This window comes from Mameliella sp. MMSF_3455 (genome assembly GCF_030733205.1).
GTDB lineage: Bacteria > Pseudomonadota > Alphaproteobacteria > Rhodobacterales > Rhodobacteraceae > Antarctobacter.
In genome coordinates, this window is the sequence record NZ_JASHJL010000016.1 from 1 (window position 1) to 18138 (window position 18138).

The window sequence follows — 18138 nt, forward strand, 5'->3', positions numbered from 1 at the left end:
AAGTCGTTTTCGAGAGCGACGCGTGCGGCGGCGTTGTCGATCAGCGTCTGCGAGTTGGTCTCGATGGTGGTGTAGGCGGCGACGGCCAGGCCCACGACGGCTGCGGTCAGGACGACCCAGTCGACAGTCACGGCGCCGTTTTCGTCTTTGCGGAAGTTCTTGATGAAGTTGATCATTGGTTTTCTCCGGTCGACCTTTCGGTCGGTCATGTCATGTGCGGTAGGGAGGGCCAGCCGCCATGCGGCCGGGCCCGTGGGGATACGCGGCGCTCAGGCCGCGCCCGACTTAGAAGTCGTTTTCGAGAGCGACGCGTGCGGCGGCGTTGTCGATCAGCGTCTGCGAGTTGGTCTCGATGGTGGTGTAGGCAGCGACGGCCAGGCCCACGACGGCTGCGGTCAGGACGACCCAGTCGACAGTCACGGCGCCATCTTCGTCTTTGCGGAAGTTCTTGATGAAGTTGATCATGGTCTCTCTCCGTAGATATCTTGCTTTGCTTTCAGCGACCGTCTTGGGCGTTGCGGGCCTCTCTCACCTTGCCCTGTCCCTCGTCGGTATGAACTTATTAAGCAGTTGGTTTGGGGCGAGAGTGTGGCTCGAATGGATTGATTTTGCAGCCGGGCCGGAATCCTTGTGAATTATGAATAACAGTATGATTTATATGAATAACTTCCCGCTCTCCAGATGCCGAAAGAGTTAACTCCGGCTTCGGAATGCCGCGTTTTCAAGGCACTGGTTCGGCCTTTCGCAACACTGATGGATAAATTGCACGGATTGTGCGAGACTGTGGAAAAGTCGGACCGAAACACGGGGATCGAGCAGGCCCATGGTCGTCAGAACACTATCGTGCGCCGCTTTTGCGGCTGCTTTGTCCTGTGCGCAGGGCGTGCAGGCACAGGATGCGGCCGGGGCACCGGTGCAGGATTTCACTTTCAAGCGGGTGACGCCGCCGAAGGCCGGCGTCAAGAAGCGGATCACCGTCCAGATCGCGCCGCGTGCCAACCCGGCCGTGGCACCGCCACTGCCCACGGCACCCGCGACGGCGCCGACCGTGGCTCCCCAGGCCGCCGCCGCACTGGCGGCTGTGCCGTCGGTCCCGCTGGGCAGCTATTCCTGGTTCTGGAATGCCGTTTCGCCAGAAGCCTCGGCCACCGGCCCGGGGAGATTGGCCCCCGCGCTGGCCACGCTGACCAAGGGGCCCGAAGGGCAGAGCGTCGGCGGGCCGCGCCTGCAATCGCTGCAGGACATCGCGCAGGTCCACGGGGTCGATCTTTTGCGTGAGACAGTGGGCACACGGGTCTCTCCGGCCTTCGCCCTGGCGGTGATCGCGGTGGAGTCGGCTGGTGCGCCAAGGGCGCAGAGCAAGGCGGGCGCACAGGGGTTGATGCAATTGATGCCGGCCACCGCCCAGCGGTTCGGGGTCAAGGATGCCTTCGATCCGGTGCAGAACATCCGCGGCGGGGTCGCCTTTCTGGATTTCCTGATGGAGAAGTTCGAGGGCGATCCGATCCTCGTGCTCGCCGGTTACAACGCGGGCGAGAACTCCATCGGGCAGCACGGGGGCGTGCCGCCCTATGCCGAAACACGGGACTACGTGCCGAAGGTGCTGGCCGCCTTCCAGGTCGCCAAGGGCCTGTGCATGACGCCGCCCGAGTTGATCTCGGACGGCTGCGTGTTCCGGGTGATGTCACAATAAGCGGTCCGGTCCCTGACATGCACTGGGACCTCGCCGGGATCAGCCGCGCAGGACCGCGCCCGGGTTCATGATGCCCTTCGGGTCCAGCGCCGATTTGATCGCCCGCATCGCGGCGAGCTTGGCCGGGTCGCCATAGCGTTCGAGGTCATCGACCTTCAGCCGCCCGATGCCGTGCTCTGCACTGACGGAACCGCCCAGGTCATGCACAAGGTCGTGCACGCAGGTCTTGATCGCGTCGCGCTGATCGACATGGTCGGCCTTGGTCCGGCCCGGGACCGGGAACACATTGTAATGCAGGTTGCCATCGCCTGCGTGGCCGAAACAGTTGATGCGCCAGTCCCCCAGCCGGGCCAGCGCCGGACCGGCCCGCGAGATGAACTCGGGGATGGCGCCAAGCGGGACGGAAATGTCGTGGCTGGAGACGGCCCCCACGAGGCGGTTGGCCTCGGACATGTGCTCTCGCAGGGTCCAGAGCGCCTCGGACTGGGCCAGCGATTGTGCCACGATGCCGTCGGTGACCAGGGCGGCCTCATGCGCCGCGGCAAAGAGGGTTTCCAGCGCCTCCGCAGGATCGGCGCCACGTCCCAGGCCGATGTCCATCAGCACGCTCCACTCCGGCGGCGTTTCCCAGGGTTGGCGCAGGTCAGGCAGTTTCTCTGCCAGGAAGTCGAACCCGGTGCGGTGCATCAGCTCGAAGGCGCTGATCGTCTCGCCCAGCTGGCCGCGCGCCAGCGCCAGGAGGGTCAGCGCTGCATCGGGCGAGGGGACCGTCAGCAGGGCCGTGCCTGTGGTTGCGGGGCGGGGCGCCAGTTTCAGGCTGGCAGCCGTGATGATGCCCAATGTGCCTTCGGCCCCGATCAGCAGGTGGCGCAGGTCATAGCCGGTGTTGTCCTTGCGCAGCCGTTTCAGCCCGTGCCAGACCGACCCGTCGGGCAGGACCGCCTCCAGTCCCAGCACCTGGTCGCGGGCATTGCCGTAGCGCAGCGTGTTGATGCCGCCCGCATTGGTCCCCAGCAAGCCACCGATCCGGGCAGACCCTTCGGAGGCCAGCGACAATGGGAACAAACGGTCCACGTCAGCGGCGGCGCTCTGGACATCGGCCAGGATTGCCCCGGCTTCGACCACTGCCGCGTTTTCCTGCGGGTGGACCGAACGGATGGCCGACATGCGTTCCAGAGAGACGATCAGAGGCGCGGGGCCGTCCGGTTTCAGCTGGCCGCCGACAAGGCCGGTTCCGCCGCCAAGGGGGATGATGCCGACGCCTGTTTCGGCACAGGTCCGTACGATCGTGGAAACCTCGTCCGTCGAGCGGGGTAGGGCGATCCATTCCGCCGTACTGGTCCAGCGTCCACGCGGTTCCTCGCGGTGGCGGGCCTCTGCGGGACGCAGGGTGTCATCGGGCAGCAGCGCCGAGAGGCTCTGGACAAAGGCGTGATCGGCGGGGGCAAGCGGCATGGCATCCTCTTTCTTCGGATGCCCGCACTTGTGGCACGCGGGTCAGCGAGGGGCCAGCCCCTCGCGCTCCCCGAGGTGTTTGCGGCCCAAGGAAGGCCGGGTCAGTCCGGGTCGGTCAGGTAGCGAGGCTGCAGCACGATGACGGTGGGACGGCGCGGCAGGTCGCGCAATGAGATCTCGAGCGTCGCATCGCTGCGCCGGTCGATCTGGAAGGTGTCGCTGACGTCGGCCAGGAACCGTTCCAGGGCGTAGCCGGAGAACCAGTGCATCGGGATCACGACCGAGCTTTTCAGCCGGTCGACGATGCGTTTGACCGTCGAGAGCGGCATCGTCATGCCGCCGTCCACCGGCACCATCAGCACATCCGCCCGCCCTAGCGCGGCGTATTGCCGGTCGGTCGGTTCGTGGTGCAGGTGGCCAAGATGGGCGATGCAGAGGCCCTCGACCTCGAAGATGAAGATGGAATTGCCGTTCGGCTCGTCCCCGCCATAGGCCGAACGGATGTCGGTCGAGACGTTGCGGATCAGCATTTCACCAAGGTCCAGGTAGTGATCGACGCCTTCTCCAAAGACCTCGCCCCATCCGCGCAGGACGTGGGGGATGGCCGGATCGACGACATTTGTCCAATGGGTCGTGTGGGCGTGGTTCATGGTGACGATGTCGGGGATCATCCGCGTGGTGCCGATATTTCCGTTGTAATCGGTCACGGCCTCCAGCCCGCCGCGTGTCTGGATCAGGAAGGAGGCATGGGCGATGTAGTGGATGCGAACCGTGTATTCGGGGATCGGCGCGGTCCAGCTGGCCTTGTGCAGGTATTCGATCCCCGGGGCCGCATCCGCTATGGCGATGCAGTGCGAAGGTCGGCGCTGTTCCTGGGCCTGTACCAGCGTGGCGGTCAGGAAAAGAAGGGCGGCGGCAAGGCGGATCATCGGGCGCTCCTGTCGGGTGACGTCCCGGAAAGGGTAGCGCGCGCGGACCGCTGGCCAAATTCACAATTTCGCCGGGGCGGTCCGGTCAGTGCTCGGGGATGCTTTTCTGCGCATCCGGGTCATGCTTCACGGCGTCTAGCCGACCTCGGTCCGGCCACGCCTGTCAGACCGCAGCGAAGCATAGAGCACATGGGTCCGCCAGCGGCCATTGATCTGCAGGTAGCTTTGCGCCACGCCCTCGTACTTGAAGCCCGACTGCTCCAGCAACCCGCGCGAGGCGACGTTCTCGGGCAGGCAGGCGGCCTCCATCCGGCTCAACCCCATCTTTTCGAAGGCCTGGTGCACCATCATGGCGATCGCCTCGGACATGTAGCCCCGCCGGGTGTAACGTTCCCCGATCCAGTAGCCCAGCGTGCCGGCCTGTGCCGGGCCGCGCCGGATGTTGTCCAGCGTGATCGCGCCCAGCAGAGCTTGGTCTTCGCGGCGGATCAGGAAGAGCGGCAGCGCCGAGCCGGTGCCGATGGAGCGTGAGGCCCAGTAGACGCGGTTGGTAAAGGCCTTGCGCGTCAGGTGGTCGGACGACCACGACGGCTCCCAGGGGGTCAGGAACTCGCGGCTTTCACGGCGCAGGTTCGACCAGGTGGTGAAATCGGAATGCACGGGCGGGCGCAGCGTCAGGCGCTCTGTCTCGAGCTGGACCTTGCGCCGGAACGCCAGCATCATGCCGCTCGGCGTGCCTGCAGCTCGGCGAGCGTGGGGGCCTCTGCGACGGGGCCGTAGAGCGCCATCGCCGCGGCGGCTTCGGCGGCCTGTGCCTGGGCAAAGCGCAGCACGTCCTCGCGTGTGACCGCATCGATCTTGGCCACTGTGCGTTCGATATCCGGCACCTCTCCCCAGATCTGGACCATGCGGGCACTGCGCTCGGCCCGGGACGACGGGCTTTCGAGGCCCATCAGCAGGCCGGCCTTCATCTGGGCGCGGGCGCGTTCGATCTCGGCGGGGCTCATGTCCTCGGCGCTGCGCTTCATCTCGTCCACGGTCAGCGTGATCAGTTCCGGCATCTCGGCGCCCGAGGTTCCGGCGTAGATCGTCGTCATGCCGGTGTCGGCATAGGCGCCGTTCTGGGCAAAGATGGTGTAGCAAAGGCCGCGCTTCTCGCGGATTTCCTGGAACAGCCGCGAGGACATGCCGCCGCCGAGGGCCACGGAATAGATCTGCGCGGTGTAGAAGTCGGGATCGCGATAGCCCGGCGCCTCGAAGGCCAGCGCCAGGTGCGCCTGTTCGAGGTCCTTGGTCCGGCGCGTTTCGCCACCGCGGAAGCGGGCGGGATCGGCCCCGAGGGCGCTGCGCGGGACCATGTCGCCAAAGAGCGCCTCGGACTGTTTGACCAGCGCGTCGTGATCCACCGCGCCCGCCGCAGAAAGGATCATCTGGTCCGGCCCGTAGTGTTCGTTCACGAAATTCGCCAGGTCGCCCCGGTCGAATCCCTGGACGCGCGTGGCTTCGCCCAGAATGGTGCGGCCGATGGGCTGGTCCGGATAGGCCTGTTCCTGCAGCCAGTCAAAGATCACGTCGTCGGGCGTGTCATGTGCCTGGCCGATTTCCTGCAGGATGACATGGCGTTCGACCTCGATTTCCTTGGGGTCGAAAACGGGCTCTCGCAGGATGTCGGCGATCACGTCCACGGCCAGCGCCACGTCCGGTTCCAGAACGCGTGCGTAATAGGCCGTGACCTCGCGCGAGGTATAGGCGTTGATATAGCCGCCCACGTCCTCGATCGCTTCTGCGATCTGCAGGGCACTGCGGGTCCTGGTGCCCTTGAAGGCCATATGTTCCAGGAAATGCGCGATGCCGTTCTGTTCTTCGCGTTCGTGTCGCCCTCCGGCAGTGACCCATAGTCCGACCGCGGCGCTTTGCAGCCCCGGCATGTTTTCGGTCACGACGCGCAGTCCGTTGGAAAGGGTGGCGATCTGGACGGTCACTTGGCGATGCGCTCCTGGATGAGGGTTTCGAGGGCGGCGAGGTCATTCCGTACCCGCGTCACCCGTTCCGGACGCTCATACAGATCGGCCATGCGATTTGGAAGAGGGGGGCGGATCCCGCTGGCCTTTTCCACGGCGTCGGGGAACTTGGCCGGATGCGCGGTGGCGAGCGTGACCATCGGCGTCGCCGGGTCGCGCTGCGCCTCGCCCACGCGGACACCCACGGCGGAATGCGGGCACAGCAACTCGCCCATCGTGGCATGTGCGGTTCGGATGGTGTCCAGCGTGTCTTCTTCGGACACGCGGGCCGAATCGAAATGCTCTCGCAGGGCTTCTAGCGCGCCCTGGGACACCTTGAAGCCACCGGCTTTCAGTTCGTCCATCAGTTGCGCCACGGCGGCACCGTCGCGGCCATAGGCGTCGAACAGCGCGCGTTCGAAGTTGCTGCTGACCTGGATGTCCATCGAGGGGCTGATCGAGGGATGGACCTCGGAGGTCTTGTAGTCACCCGTGGACAGGCAGCGGTGCAGGATGTCGTTCTGGTTGGTTGCAACGACCAGCCGGTCGATGGGCAGGCCCATCTTCTTGGCGATGTAGCCGGCAAAGATATCGCCGAAGTTGCCCGTGGGCACGGTGAAGCTGACCTTGCGATCCGGCGCGCCCAGGCTGACGGCGGCGGAGAAATAGTAGACAACCTGTGCCAGCACCCGCGCCCAGTTGATCGAGTTTACGCCCGCCAGCCGTACGCTGTCGCGGAACTCGAAGTGGTTGAACATGTCCTTGAGCCGCGCCTGGCAGTCGTCGAAATGCCCGTCCAGCGCCAAGGCGTGCACATTGGCCTCGGCCGGGGTGGTCATCTGGCGGCGCTGCACCTCGCTGACGCGGCCATGCGGGAACAGGATAAAGACGTCGACGTTGTCCAGCCCCTTGAAGGCCTCGATCGCGGCCGATCCGGTATCGCCCGAGGTCGCGCCGACGATTGTCACACGCTCGCCGCGGCGTTCCAGCGCCTCTTGGAACAGCTGGCCTATCAGCTGCATGGCAAAGTCCTTGAAGGCCAGCGTCGGCCCGTGGAACAGCTCGAGCAGGAAATGCCCCGGAGCCAGTTGCACCATCGGCGCCCGCGCGCCGTGGCCGAACCCGGCATAGGCCTTGGCGATCAGGTCGGCAAAGACCTCGTCGGTAAAGCCATCGCCCACGAAGGGGCGCATCACGCGAAAGGCCGTTTCCTCGTAGCTGAGACCATGCAGGGCGCGAATGTCGTCCCCGCTCATCCGGGGGATGGTTTCGGGGACATAGAGGCCGCCGTCGCGCGCAAGACCGGACAGCATCGCCTCTTCGAATGTCAGCGCAGGCGCCTGTCCGCGGGTAGAGATGTAACGCATGTCAGGCCTCCCTGCCTGTTTTCAGCCGTCTGATCCAGACGCCTGTCATGATGAGCCAGACCGCGGCGAGCGAATACCACGTGATGGCGTATTGCAAGTGATCGTTGGGAATGCCGCTGGTGTCGACGGGCAGGGGCGTCACACCCTTGTCGGCGGGCGACATTGTTCGTGTCACGACCAGCAGCGGTTCGGTGTCCAGTGCCTCTGCCATCGGGGCTAGATCGCGCGCGAACCATGTATTGTCCGCCGGATCGTTGTCGGGGGTCGAAGAATTGCGGTCATCGGGCCAGTGCAGGTTACCGGTCATCTCTGCCGGTCCGGCGTAGCGCGTTGCGTCCTTTTGGTCGACGGGAACAAACCCGCGATCGACGAGAACACGCCGTCCGTCCTCGGTCTGGAATGGTGAGATCAGGCGCCAGCCGGCGCCGCGCTGCTTGACGGAAACGAGCACCGCCAAGGTCTCGGCGCCAATCTCTCCGGTCAGGGTCGTGGGCTGATAGCGCTGCGCCTCGGGATCGATCATCCGGGGCAGGGGCTGGGGATCGCCCGTGATGGTGGTATCGATCTCGTCCAGGATCCCGCGTTTCCAGTCCAGCCGCTGCATTTGCCAGGTGCCCAGCCACAGCAGGATGGCAATGCCGGTCAGGCCGATCAGCAGGGGGGCGATGTAGCGTCTCAAGCGGGGCTCCGGGAACGTGAAAGGCGCGCCCGGATCGGGCGCGCCTTGGTGTACCTTCTGGGCCGTGAGGTTCAAGGCCTGATATACGGCGGGGTTTATCCCGCCGCACCTTCAGCCGCCCCAGATGTAGACAGCGGCGAAGAGGAACAGCCAGACCACGTCGACGAAGTGCCAGTACCAGGCCGCCGCTTCGAAGCCGAGGTGGTTGGTTGCGGTGAAATGGCCGCGGTAGACACGGATCAGGCAGATGAACAGGAAGATCGTGCCGATGATGACGTGCGCGCCGTGAAAACCCGTCGCCATGAAGAAGTTGGCGCCGTAGATGTTGCCGCTGAAGCCGAAGGCCGCGTGGCTGTATTCATAGGCCTGGAAAAAGGTGAAGATCAGGCCCAGCAGGACGGCGATGATCAGCCCCGACTTCACGTCCTGGCGGTTGTCCTCGTGCACCAGGGCGTGGTGCGCCCAGGTCGCCGCCGCGCCCGAGCAGAGCAGGATCAGCGTGTTGATCAGCGGCAGGTGCCAGGGGTCGAAGGTCTCGATGCCCGCGGGCGGCCAGACGCCGTCCACGGCGGGCGAATTGCCGTCAGGATCCATCGGGTACATGGCGTGTTTGAAGAACGACCAGAACCAGGCAAAGAAGAACATCACTTCGGACATGATGAACAGGATGAAGCCGTAGCGCAGGCCGATCAGAACGACCGGTGTGTGGTCGCCGACCTGGTTTTCGGTCACTGTGTCCGACCACCAGCCGAACATCACGTACAGCACGCCGACGAGGCCGATCAGGAACATCCAGGGACCGTTGCCGTGGAACAGCAGCACCGCGCCGAACAGCATCACGAAGCCGGCGACCGACCCGAGGAAGGGCCAGATAGAGGGGTTCAGAATGTGGTAGTCGTGGTTCTTTGCATGCGCCATTGCGGTTCCCTCGTTAGGCGTTAGTTCACGGACGCTTTCGCGTCTTTTTGGGCGTCGAGCGCGGCCTGCGTCTCGTCGGGCAGGTCGATCTCGTAGAAGGTATAGGACAGCGTGATGTGGTTGGTGTGCTTGGCGTCCCGGTCGGTGACGATCTCGGGATCGACGAAGAAGCTCACCGGCATCTGAACGCGTTCACCGGGCATCAGCACCTGTTCGGTAAAGCAGAAGCATTCGATCTTGGAAAAGAAGGCGCCGGCCTCGTAGGGGGCGACGTTGTAGGACGCCTGCCCGGCGATGGGGCGGTCGGTGGGGTTGTAGGCCTCGTAGAAGGCCAGGCCTTCCTCACCGATGCGGATCTCCATCTCGGTCTGCATGGGTTTGAACTCCCACGGCATCCCGCGTTCCCTCGAGGCATCGAAACGGACCTTGATGGTTTGGTCCAGCACGTCGCCGGCGGCCACGGCCACGTTGGGCGTACCGCCAAAGCCGGTCACACGGCAGAACCAGTCGTAAAACGGCACGGAGGCCCAGGCGAGGCCCCCCATCAGGACGACGACGCCGACGGTCTGGTAGACCGTCTTCAGCTTGCCATCAATTGCCATCAGTCACTCCCTGTTGCTGTTGCATCTGGAAGTCCCCCCGGGTGACTTTCACGACGGTCAGCCCGAATATTATCGCTATGAATGCCGCCAGCACCAGACCGACGCCGATGTTTCGACCGCGGCGGCGCTTGTGCAGCTCGTGTTCCTTGACCAGGCTCATCCCCAGACCCCCAGGCGATCCAGGCCCGCGTCCACCAGGATCGCGCCGAAATGGGCGAAGAGGTAGAGCAACGAGAGCTTGAAGAATTTCTTTTCCACCTTGTAGCTGTCCGCTTCGGCCTGCGCCTCGTCGCGGCGCGCGATCTGCACGGCACCTTTCAGGAACAGGGCGTTCAGCAGCAGCGAGGTGCCCAGATAGACCGGGCCGCCAACCTGGGTAAAGCCCAGCCCGATGGCAAAAATGGCCAGCAGCACGGTGTAGACGAGGATATGACGGCGGGTCGCGCGGCGGCCGTGGGTCACGGTCAGCATCGGCACGGTCGCGTTGTCGTAGTCCATGCGGACAAAGAGCGCGAGTGCCCAGAAGTGCGGCGGTGTCCAGAGGAAGGTCAGGCAGAACATCAGGACAGAGGCGGTCGAGATGTCGCCGGTCGCGGCGGCCCAGCCGATCATCGGGGGAAAGGCCCCGGCGGCGCCGCCGATCACGATGTTCTGCGGCGTCAGCCGCTTGAGCCACATCGTGTAGATCACGACGTAGAAGAAGATGGTGAAGGCCAGCAGGCCCGCCGCCACCCAGTTGGTGGCGAGGCCGAGGAAGACCACGGCAAAGACCGAGAGGGTCAGGCCGATGGCCAGCGCCTCGTCCCGCGACACCTTGCCGGCGGGGATCGGGCGCTTGGCGGTGCGTTTCATCACCGCGTCGATATCCGAATCGTACCACATGTTCAGGGCGCCCGAGGCGCCGCCGCCCACGGCGATGAAGAGCACCGCGCAGAACCCGATGAAGGGATGTACGCCGACCGGCGCGGCCAGCAGGCCGACAAAGGCGGTAAAGACGACAAGCGTCATCACCCGCGGCTTCAGCAGGGCGAAGTAGTCACCGAACTGGGCCTCGTTCTCATAGGGGCTGGCGTGCAGGCTGGCGTCGCTCATCTCGGGTCCCTGTGGTCAAAAGATGCGCCGGACGGGCGCACCTTGCAGGTTTGGCATGGGATGGGTTCGTGAACCCATCCGGACTTAGTTGGTCAGGACTTCGCGGACGTCGGTATAGCCGCCCTCGTCGATAGACCGCTGCAGCCAGGCCTCGTAGGCCTCTTCGCTGACGACCTTGACGGTGATCGGCATGTAGGCGTGTGCGATGCCGCAAAGTTCGGAACACTGACCGTAGTAGACGCCCTCTTTCTCGGGGGTGAACCACAGTTCGGCCAGACGACCCGGGACGGCGTCCTGTTTTACGCCGAAGGCGGGGATGGTCCAGGAGTGGATCACGTCCGCACCGGTCACCTGCATCACGACGGTCTTGCCGACGGGCAGGACGATTGCGGTGTCGGTGGCCAGCAGGAAGTCGCTCTTTTCGTAGCCCGCGTCGACCAATTGCTCCTCGACTTCCGGGGTCATGCGGTTGTCGCCGCCGGTGGCGGGGGAGCCGATCATGTAGGCATCGTAGACCAGGTCGGTGCCGACATATTCATAGCCCCAGTACCACTGGTAGCCGGTCACCTTGATGGTGATGTCGCCTTCGGGGATCTCCTGCTGCTTGAACAGCACCGGCAGCGAGAAGGCGCCGATGAAGACGAGGATGACGATCGGGCCGATTGTCCAGGCCACCTCGAGCGGCGAGTTGTGGGTGAAGGAGCTGGGGTTCGGGTTGGCCTTGCGGTTGAACCGCACGTAGATGAAGGCCATCAGGGCGACGACCAGCAGGCAGATGGCGGTGATGATCACCAGGATCATGCCGTCCAGCCACTGCAGATCGGCCGCCAGTTCGGTGGCGGCGGGCTGGAAGCCCATGCCACCGTCGTGGGGTTTGCCCACGACGGGAAGGTCCTGCGCCAGTGCCGGCGCGGCGATGAAGGCGCTCAGAAGGCCCAAAAGCATCGGTTTGCTTTGCATGTCTCACCCTGATCGGTTGCGAGTGTGGTCGGACAGGAGGAACGCCGCGTCGGACACGGCAGTTCACGCACCTCCCATTGCGTTCTGTCTGTTTAAAATCATATTCTGGAATGCCGGGAAAGCTCGGTCCTTGCGGCAAACCGCCGCTTTTTCTTGATCCAGATCAATCCGGAGGTGCCCATGCCAGCCGCTCCCTTCCGTCCGTTCGAGACCCATCTCGACCTCGATGCCACCTCTGCTCTTGTCCGCGGAGCGCTTGCCGGGGCCGAAGATGGTGAACTGTTCATAGAGCGCGCCCGCTCGGAGGCACTTGTTCTGGATGATGGGCGGGTCAAGACTGCCAGCTACGATTCTTCCGAAGGCTTCGGCCTGCGCGCGGTGCGCGGCGAGGTGGCGGGCTATGCCCATTCTTCCGAGCTCAGCGAAGCGGCGCTGAAACGTGCTGTGGACACGGCGCGGCTTGCCATCGGTGATGGCGGCGGGATCATGGCGCCACCGCCCGCGGGCACCAACCGGCACCTGTATACCGATGCCGATCCCATCGAGGGGGCCAGTTTCCCGGTCAAGCTCGAGACCCTGCGCGAAATCGATGCCTTCACCCGCGATCTCGACCGTCGCGTCGTGCAGGTGACCGCGACCATCGCGGCCTCTTTGCAGGAGGTCACGATCCTGCGCGCCGACGGAACGCTGGTCTCGGACGTTCGGCCGATGACCCGGGTCAATGTCTCGGTCATCGTCGAGGAGAACGGCCGTCGCGAATCCGGCACCGCGGGAGGCGGTGGGCGCGTCGCACTGGACGGGCTGCTGGCGCCGCAAGACTGGCAGGCCAAGGCGCGCGAGGCTTTGCGCATCGCGCTGGTCAACCTCGAGGCGGAGGCGGCCCCGGCGGGTGTCATGGACATCGTGCTTGGCCCCGGCTGGCCGGGCATCCTGCTGCACGAGGCCGTGGGCCACGGGCTGGAGGGGGATTTCAACCGCAAGGGCTCGTCCGCCTTTGCCGGTCTGATGGGTCAGCAGGTCGCCGCGAAGGGCGTGACGGTGCTGGACGATGGCACGATCCCGGACCGTCGCGGATCAATCACCGTGGATGATGAGGGCACGCCCTCGGGCAGGAATGTTCTGATCGAAGACGGCAAGCTGGTCGGTTTCATGCAGGATCGGCAGAACGCCCGTCTGATGGGTGTCGAGCCGACGGGCAACGGGCGGCGTCAGAGCTATGCCCATATCCCCATGCCTCGGATGACCAACACCTACATGCTGGGCGGCGATTCGGATCCCGCGGACATCGTGGCCGATCTCAAGGACGGCATCTGGGCCGTAGGCTTCGGCGGCGGACAGGTGGACATTACCAATGGCAAGTTCGTCTTTTCCTGCACCGAGGCGTACCGCGTCAAGAATGGCAAGGTGGGTGCCCCGGTCAAGGGCGCGACGCTGATCGGTGACGGGGCAAACGCGCTGAACCGTATCCTTGCGCTGGGGAATGACATGGAGCTGGACCCGGGCATGGGCAACTGCGGCAAGCAGGGCCAGTGGGTGCCGGTGGGCGTGGGCCAGCCGACGGTGATGATCGGGGGGTTGACGGTTGGCGGGGCGCAGGCCTGAAGCCTGGCGGCACCCTCCCTGTAGCTGACGCAGGTGCTCCGGCGGGGCCGGAGCGGCTTGCCCAATCGGCGCCGGGCAGGCCACCGATCATATCAAGAGTCGTTCCGAAACAGTGGATTACACGAAATCCTGCAGGTGACCCGGCGCGATTCACCTATGGTTAACCACTATGGCGCTATCACTGGTCCTGCAAGAAGACGGGGCCAGGATGCGCGACGAAAGCTACTCTTCCACTCACCCCCCACTCCCACCCACCACGGAAGATCATCGTGTGGATTGGCTCCGTCTCTTGCGCTCGCGTCGCGTGGGGCCGACGACCTTCTGGAGATTGATGAACGAACACGGCAGCGCCGCCGCCGCGCTAGACGCCTTGCCGGATGTCGCCCGCGCCGCCGGGGTCGAGAAATACCAGGCCTGCCCGCTTGGCGTGGCCGAGGCGGAACTCGCCGCCGGGCGCCGCGCCGGGGCCTGGCTGCTTTGTCGTGGAGAGCCGGGGTATCCTTTGGACCTTGCCGAACTGCCGGACGCGCCACCGCTGCTTTGGGGGATCGGCGACAAGTCCGCGCTGCGGCGCCCGATGATCGCGCTGGTCGGCGCGCGCAGCGCGTCGTCGTTGGGTACACGCATGGCCCGGCGCCTGGCCGAAGGTCTTGGAGAGGCCGGGTTCGTCGTGGTGTCCGGTTTAGCCCGGGGGATCGACACCGTGGCTCATCTCGGTGCCCTGCCAAGTGGCACAGTGGCCGTCATGGCCGGTGGTGTCGATGTGCTTTATCCGTCGGAGAATACGCGCCTGGCCGACGACATTTGTCAGCACGGCGGTTGTCGGCTCAGTGAACAACCGATGGGCCTGCAACCGGTGGCCCGGCATTTTCCGACGCGAAACCGGATCGTCTCCGGCTTGTCACGCGGTGTCGTCGTGGTCGAGGCGGCGGCAAAGTCGGGGTCGCTGATCACCGCGCGCACAGCACTTGATCAGGGGCGCGAGGTGCTGGCGGTTCCCGGGCACCCGATGGATGCCCGCGCCAGCGGGTGCAATATCCTGATCCGCGACGGCGCCCACCTGATCCGCAACGTCGAGGACATTCTCGAGGCGCTGCCACCATTGGAAACGCCTCGTGCCACGGATCAGCCCGCGCTGGACCTGCCGGAACCGACATTAAGCGCGAACCAAGGGGAACGGCCGCCCCAGCGTCGTGAACCGGCTCGGAAAGATCAGGACGGAAACGCGGCCCTCCGCAAGGCCGCGGCACTGCACCAGCAGATTCTCGACCGACTTGGTCCCTCTCCCTTGGCCGAGGACCAGTTGATCCGCGATCTGGGCGTGCCCGCGGGCAAGGTCTCGCCGGTGCTGACCGATCTCGAACTGGACGGACGTATCCGGCGCCAGCCCGGCGGGTTGTTGTCATTGGTGGTGCGGAACTGACCCCGGGGTCAGCAGACCTCCGGGATCACCGGCCCCCAGGTGGGGCAGAAGGTGGGGTCCGACCACCACACATCCGTGGCACCTATGGCGTGCTGGACGGCGACCCAGGTCGACCCGGAGCGCTGGTACAGCACCTGGATGTCCGGCCCGCCCCAGTCAAAGGGATTGTCCCAGCCGGGCCGCATGGGGATCTCTTGCCGCGTGATCTCACGTCCGCCGGGACGGACCGGATGAAGGTTGGCAAACCCAACGTCGCCACTGACCCGCAGGTCCGAGACGACGAAGATCACCGGGGCCCCGAGGATCCATTCCGCGTGCGGCCTGATCGCATCCATAAGGTCGGCGCGCAGGGCCGTGCCGCGCGCGGGCTCCTCCCATGCGTTGGCCGACAGAGGCGTGACGGCCAGCGCGATGGCGGCCAGGAAAGAGGCAAATCGGGTCATGTCACTCGCTCCGGTAAATGTGGTGAACCTAGCCGAAAACAGAGCGGCGCGGAAAGCGGCATCGCCAGCGTCACGGCGCCCCGGATTGACAAATGCTTCTTGCGCACCACATCTTGCGCCGCCATACGCGGCTCAAGACAAGGCCTTCGCAAGGCCCGAAAGAAATTTAACGAGGTAGCAGAACCCCATGCCCGTCGTCGTCGTCGAATCCCCTGCCAAGGCCAAGACAATCAACAAGTATCTGGGATCCGACTACACCGTTCTGGCATCCTATGGCCACGTCCGTGACCTGCCGCCCAAGGATGGTTCGGTCGATACGGATCATGATTTCGAGATGAAATGGGAGATTGCCAACGATTCGCGAAAGCACGTCGCGGCAATCGCCGAGGCGCTGAAATCCGACGACGAACTTATCCTCGCCACCGACCCCGACCGCGAGGGAGAGGCGATTTCCTGGCACCTCAAGGAGGCGCTGACCAAGCGCCGGTCGATCAAGAAATCCACCAAGGTCGAACGGGTCACCTTCAACGCCATCACCAAGCAGGCGGTCAGCGAGGCGATGAAGAACCCGCGCGACATCGACGCGCCGCTGGTCGAGGCGTATCTGGCACGCCGGGCGCTGGATTACCTCGTGGGCTTCAACCTGTCGCCGGTGCTCTGGCGCAAGCTGCCGGGCGCACGTTCGGCGGGACGGGTCCAGTCGGTCTGCCTGCGCCTGATTGTCGAGCGCGAGATGGAGATCGAGGCCTTCAAGCCGCGCGAATACTGGCAGGTGAAGGCCCAGCTGACCACGCCGCGCGGCCAGGGCTTCGAGGCCCGCCTGACCAGCCTCGCTGGCAAGAAACTCGACCGTTACGACCTGGCCAACCTGACCGACGCCGAGATGGCTGTCAGCGCTGTTGAAAAACGCGCGCTGAAGGTCTTGTCGGTCGAGGCCAAGCCGACCTCGCGCAATCCTTCCGCGCCTTTCATGACCTCTACCCTGCAGCAGGAGGCCAGCCGCAAGTTCGGCATGGGGGCACGCCAGACCATGAACGCGGCGCAGCGCCTGTACGAGGCCGGGCACATCACCTACATGCGGACCGACGGCATCGACATGGCGCCCGAGGCGGTCATGGCCGCGCGCGACGCGATCAAGGATCGTTACGGTGCGGAGTATGTCCCCGACAGCCCGCGCATGTACAAGAACAAGGCCAAGAACGCGCAGGAAGCGCACGAATGCATCCGCCCCACGGACATGACCAAGGATGCCGAGAGTCTGCGCCTGTCCGAGCCCGATCAACGCAAGCTGTACGACCTGATCTGGAAGCGGACGCTGGCCTGCCAGATGGCGGCGGCGCGTCTTGAACGGACCACGGTCGAGATCGGCAGCGACGATGGCCAGGTGGGTCTGCGCGCGACTGGCCAGGTGGTCCTGTTCGACGGGTTCCTCAAGATCTACGAAGAGGGGCGCGACGAGCCCGTCGAAGATGACGACAAGCGCCTGCCGCAAATCATGCAGGGCGAGGCGGCCAAGTTCGACGCGGGCGCCCTCAAGAGCGAACACGCAAAGGCGGTCGAAAAGGCCGTGGGCGAGGCGCGCAATGCCGTCATGTCAGATGACGGCGCCACGCTGGCCACGCAGAGCTTTACCAACCCGCCGCCGCGCTACACCGAGGCGACGCTGGTCAAGAAGATGGAAGAGCTGGGCATCGGCCGGCCTTCGACCTATGCCTCGATCGTGACCACGATCCAGGAGCGGGAATACGTCCGCAAGGAGCAGAACCGCCTGATCCCCGAGGACAAGGGCCGGATCGTCACGATCTTCCTGCTCAACTTCTTCAAGCGCTACGTCGAGTATGATTTCACCGCCGCGCTGGAGGATGAGCTGGACAGCGTGTCTGCGGGCAACGAGGACTACAAGGACCTGCTGGCCAAGTTCTGGCGCGACTTCAGTGCTGCGATTGCGGAAACGTCCGAGTTGCGCATTTCCGAGGTGCTGGACGTGCTGGACGAGGCGCTTGCCCCTCAGCTTTACCCGCCGCGCGAAGATGGCAGCGATCCGCGTATCTGTCCGAAATGCGGCCAGGGGCAACTGCACCTGAAAACCTCGCGTACCGGCGGATTCGTCGGCTGCGGCAACTACCCGGAGTGCACCTACACCCGCCCCATCGCGGGCGAGGGCGCAGAGGGCGAGGAACGCCTGCTGGGCGAGGATGCCGGGGACGAGATCTGGCTGAAGGCCGGGCGTTTCGGGCCCTATGTCCAGCGCGGCGAACCGACGCCGGAGAACAAGAAGCCGCCGCGGGCCTCGCTGCCCAAGGCGCGCGGCCAGTTCCTGCCGGGCTGGGAGCCGGACGGCATGACTCTGGAAAAGGCGCTGACCTTGCTGACACTGCCGCGTGAAATCGGGATGCATCCCGAGGGCGGCGTGGTCAAATCGAACCTCGGTCGCTTTGGCCCCTTCATCATGCACCAGAAGCCCGACGAGGAAAAACCGGTCTACGTCAACCTCAAGGAATTCCAGGAGGTCTTCGAGATCGGCATGAACCGGGCGGTGGAGATGCTGGCCGAGAAGCGTGCAAACCCTGGACGCGGTCGCGGCGCGGCGGCCAAGCCGTTGCGGGAACTGGGGGATCACCCGGACGGCGGCGCGCTGAGCGTCTATGAAGGGCGCTACGGGCCTTACGTCAAGTGGGAGAAGGTCAATGCGACCCTGCCCAAGGACACCGATCCCAAAGAGATCACGCTGGAGGCGGCTGTCGAACTGGTGAACGAAAAGGCAGCCAAGAGCGGCAAGAAGAAAGCCGCGCCCAAGAAGGCCGCCGCCAAGAAACCTGCCGCCAAGAAGAGCACCGCGAAAAAGAGCACGGCCAAGAAAACTGCTGCCAAGAAAGCGGCCGGCGACGAGGGTTGAAGACGGATTTCGTCAACTGGATGTGATTGGTGCTGCGTCGCGGCGCGGAGTAAGGCTTGCCTGGAGTAACAGGCAAGGA

General features: G+C 64.9%; 17 protein-coding genes. 4 read left to right on the top strand and 13 right to left on the bottom strand.

All coding sequences use genetic code 11. From position 1 onward, the window contains the following. Positions 1 to 285 precede the first annotated feature (285 nt). A complete protein-coding gene (locus RBB42_RS13155; RefSeq protein ID WP_219515130.1) occupies positions 286 to 465 on the bottom strand; it encodes a hypothetical protein in 180 nt (59 codons plus the stop codon). 358 nt (positions 466 to 823) lie between these two features. Between RBB42_RS13155 and RBB42_RS13160 the strand changes: the two genes are divergently transcribed. Further along, positions 824 to 1693, top strand: coding sequence for a lytic transglycosylase domain-containing protein (locus tag RBB42_RS13160; RefSeq protein ID WP_305970961.1), 870 nt, complete (start codon positions 824 to 826; stop codon positions 1691 to 1693). Positions 1694 to 1732: 39 nt separating this feature from the next. Here RBB42_RS13160 and RBB42_RS13165 read toward each other — a convergent pair whose 3' ends face one another. The 11 genes from RBB42_RS13165 to coxB form a co-directional block, all read right to left on the bottom strand. Beyond that, positions 1733 to 3148 carry an FAD-binding oxidoreductase gene (locus tag RBB42_RS13165; RefSeq protein WP_305970960.1) on the bottom strand — a complete coding sequence of 472 codons (1416 nt, stop codon included), beginning with the start codon at positions 3146 to 3148 and terminating at the stop codon, positions 1733 to 1735. 101 nt (positions 3149 to 3249) lie between these two features. Next, the gene (locus RBB42_RS13170) at positions 3250 to 4077 is read right to left on the bottom strand and encodes an MBL fold metallo-hydrolase (RefSeq protein WP_305970959.1); all 828 of its coding nucleotides are present in this window, start codon (positions 4075 to 4077) and stop codon (positions 3250 to 3252) included. Between the two features lie 135 nt (positions 4078 to 4212). After that, positions 4213 to 4797 carry a GNAT family N-acetyltransferase gene (locus RBB42_RS13175; protein WP_305970965.1) on the bottom strand — a complete coding sequence of 195 codons (585 nt, stop codon included), beginning with the start codon at positions 4795 to 4797 and terminating at the stop codon, positions 4213 to 4215. After that, positions 4797 to 6059, bottom strand: a complete 1263-nt coding sequence (locus RBB42_RS13180; protein WP_305970958.1) for a M16 family metallopeptidase — start codon at positions 6057 to 6059, stop codon at positions 4797 to 4799. The genes RBB42_RS13175 and RBB42_RS13180 overlap by 1 nt, the downstream gene beginning before the upstream one ends. Next, positions 6056 to 7444, bottom strand: a complete 1389-nt coding sequence (thrC, locus tag RBB42_RS13185) for a threonine synthase (RefSeq protein WP_305970957.1) — start codon at positions 7442 to 7444, stop codon at positions 6056 to 6058. The genes RBB42_RS13180 and thrC overlap by 4 nt, the downstream gene beginning before the upstream one ends. A 1-nt stretch (position 7445) precedes the next feature. After that, the gene (locus RBB42_RS13190; RefSeq protein ID WP_305970956.1) at positions 7446 to 8123 is read right to left on the bottom strand and encodes an SURF1 family protein; all 678 of its coding nucleotides are present in this window, start codon (positions 8121 to 8123) and stop codon (positions 7446 to 7448) included. A 111-nt stretch (positions 8124 to 8234) separates the two neighbouring features. Next, on the bottom strand, positions 8235 to 9041 hold the full coding sequence (locus tag RBB42_RS13195; RefSeq protein WP_305970955.1) for a cytochrome c oxidase subunit 3: 807 nt from the start codon (positions 9039 to 9041) through the stop codon (positions 8235 to 8237). 20 nt (positions 9042 to 9061) lie between these two features. Continuing rightward, positions 9062 to 9643 (bottom strand): cytochrome c oxidase assembly protein, encoded by a 582-nt coding sequence (locus RBB42_RS13200; protein WP_305970954.1) that lies wholly within the window; start codon positions 9641 to 9643, stop codon positions 9062 to 9064. Continuing rightward, positions 9633 to 9803 (bottom strand): cytochrome c oxidase system small membrane protein, encoded by a 171-nt coding sequence (locus RBB42_RS13205; protein ID WP_305970953.1) that lies wholly within the window; start codon positions 9801 to 9803, stop codon positions 9633 to 9635. Before RBB42_RS13205 ends, RBB42_RS13200 begins: the two co-directional genes overlap by 11 nt. Next, positions 9800 to 10735, bottom strand: coding sequence for a heme o synthase (gene cyoE / locus RBB42_RS13210; RefSeq protein WP_305970952.1), 936 nt, complete (start codon positions 10733 to 10735; stop codon positions 9800 to 9802). Before cyoE ends, RBB42_RS13205 begins: the two co-directional genes overlap by 4 nt. A gap of 84 nt (positions 10736 to 10819) precedes the next feature. Next, entirely contained in the window at positions 10820 to 11680 is an 861-nt protein-coding gene (gene coxB, locus RBB42_RS13215; protein WP_371931792.1) for a cytochrome c oxidase subunit II, read from the bottom strand. A 195-nt stretch (positions 11681 to 11875) separates the two neighbouring features. Between coxB and tldD the strand changes: the two genes are divergently transcribed. Together tldD and dprA are read left to right on the top strand one after the other, a co-directional pair. After that, positions 11876 to 13297 (top strand): metalloprotease TldD, encoded by a 1422-nt coding sequence (gene tldD, locus RBB42_RS13220; protein ID WP_305970950.1) that lies wholly within the window; start codon positions 11876 to 11878, stop codon positions 13295 to 13297. A 208-nt stretch (positions 13298 to 13505) separates the two neighbouring features. Further along, positions 13506 to 14720 carry a DNA-processing protein DprA gene (gene dprA, locus RBB42_RS13225; protein WP_305970964.1) on the top strand — a complete coding sequence of 405 codons (1215 nt, stop codon included), beginning with the start codon at positions 13506 to 13508 and terminating at the stop codon, positions 14718 to 14720. Between the two features lie 8 nt (positions 14721 to 14728). On the opposite strand, the gene RBB42_RS13230 is transcribed toward dprA, so the two are convergent. Beyond that, positions 14729 to 15163: a hypothetical protein gene (locus tag RBB42_RS13230; RefSeq protein ID WP_305970949.1), complete on the bottom strand. Its 435-nt coding sequence runs from the start codon at positions 15161 to 15163 to the stop codon at positions 14729 to 14731. 187 nt (positions 15164 to 15350) lie between these two features. On the opposite strand from RBB42_RS13230, the gene topA reads away from it, so the two are divergent. Further along, positions 15351 to 18059 carry a type I DNA topoisomerase gene (gene topA / locus RBB42_RS13235; protein ID WP_305970948.1) on the top strand — a complete coding sequence of 903 codons (2709 nt, stop codon included), beginning with the start codon at positions 15351 to 15353 and terminating at the stop codon, positions 18057 to 18059. Positions 18060 to 18138 lie beyond the last annotated feature (79 nt).

What these genes read in the sequence shown, in the direction of transcription:
- dprA (WP_305970964.1), top strand. Translation starts at nt 13,506, where the DNA reads ATGCGCGACGAAAGCTACTCTTCCACTCACCCCCCACTCCCACCCACC.
- coxB (WP_371931792.1), bottom strand. Translation starts at nt 11,680, where the DNA reads ATGCTTTTGGGCCTTCTGAGCGCCTTCATCGCCGCGCCGGCACTGGCG.
- topA (WP_305970948.1), top strand. Translation starts at nt 15,351, where the DNA reads ATGCCCGTCGTCGTCGTCGAATCCCCTGCCAAGGCCAAGACAATCAAC.
- RBB42_RS13175 (WP_305970965.1), bottom strand. Translation starts at nt 4,797, where the DNA reads ATGCTGGCGTTCCGGCGCAAGGTCCAGCTCGAGACAGAGCGCCTGACG.
- tldD (WP_305970950.1), top strand. Translation starts at nt 11,876, where the DNA reads ATGCCAGCCGCTCCCTTCCGTCCGTTCGAGACCCATCTCGACCTCGAT.
- RBB42_RS13165 (WP_305970960.1), bottom strand. Translation starts at nt 3,148, where the DNA reads ATGCCGCTTGCCCCCGCCGATCACGCCTTTGTCCAGAGCCTCTCGGCG.
- cyoE (WP_305970952.1), bottom strand. Translation starts at nt 10,735, where the DNA reads ATGAGCGACGCCAGCCTGCACGCCAGCCCCTATGAGAACGAGGCCCAG.
- RBB42_RS13230 (WP_305970949.1), bottom strand. Translation starts at nt 15,163, where the DNA reads ATGACCCGATTTGCCTCTTTCCTGGCCGCCATCGCGCTGGCCGTCACG.
- RBB42_RS13155 (WP_219515130.1), bottom strand. Translation starts at nt 465, where the DNA reads ATGATCAACTTCATCAAGAACTTCCGCAAAGACGAAGATGGCGCCGTG.
- RBB42_RS13160 (WP_305970961.1), top strand. Translation starts at nt 824, where the DNA reads ATGGTCGTCAGAACACTATCGTGCGCCGCTTTTGCGGCTGCTTTGTCC.
- RBB42_RS13200 (WP_305970954.1), bottom strand. Translation starts at nt 9,643, where the DNA reads ATGGCAATTGATGGCAAGCTGAAGACGGTCTACCAGACCGTCGGCGTC.
- thrC (WP_305970957.1), bottom strand. Translation starts at nt 7,444, where the DNA reads ATGCGTTACATCTCTACCCGCGGACAGGCGCCTGCGCTGACATTCGAA.
- RBB42_RS13205 (WP_305970953.1), bottom strand. Translation starts at nt 9,803, where the DNA reads ATGAGCCTGGTCAAGGAACACGAGCTGCACAAGCGCCGCCGCGGTCGA.
- RBB42_RS13170 (WP_305970959.1), bottom strand. Translation starts at nt 4,077, where the DNA reads ATGATCCGCCTTGCCGCCGCCCTTCTTTTCCTGACCGCCACGCTGGTA.
- RBB42_RS13195 (WP_305970955.1), bottom strand. Translation starts at nt 9,041, where the DNA reads ATGGCGCATGCAAAGAACCACGACTACCACATTCTGAACCCCTCTATC.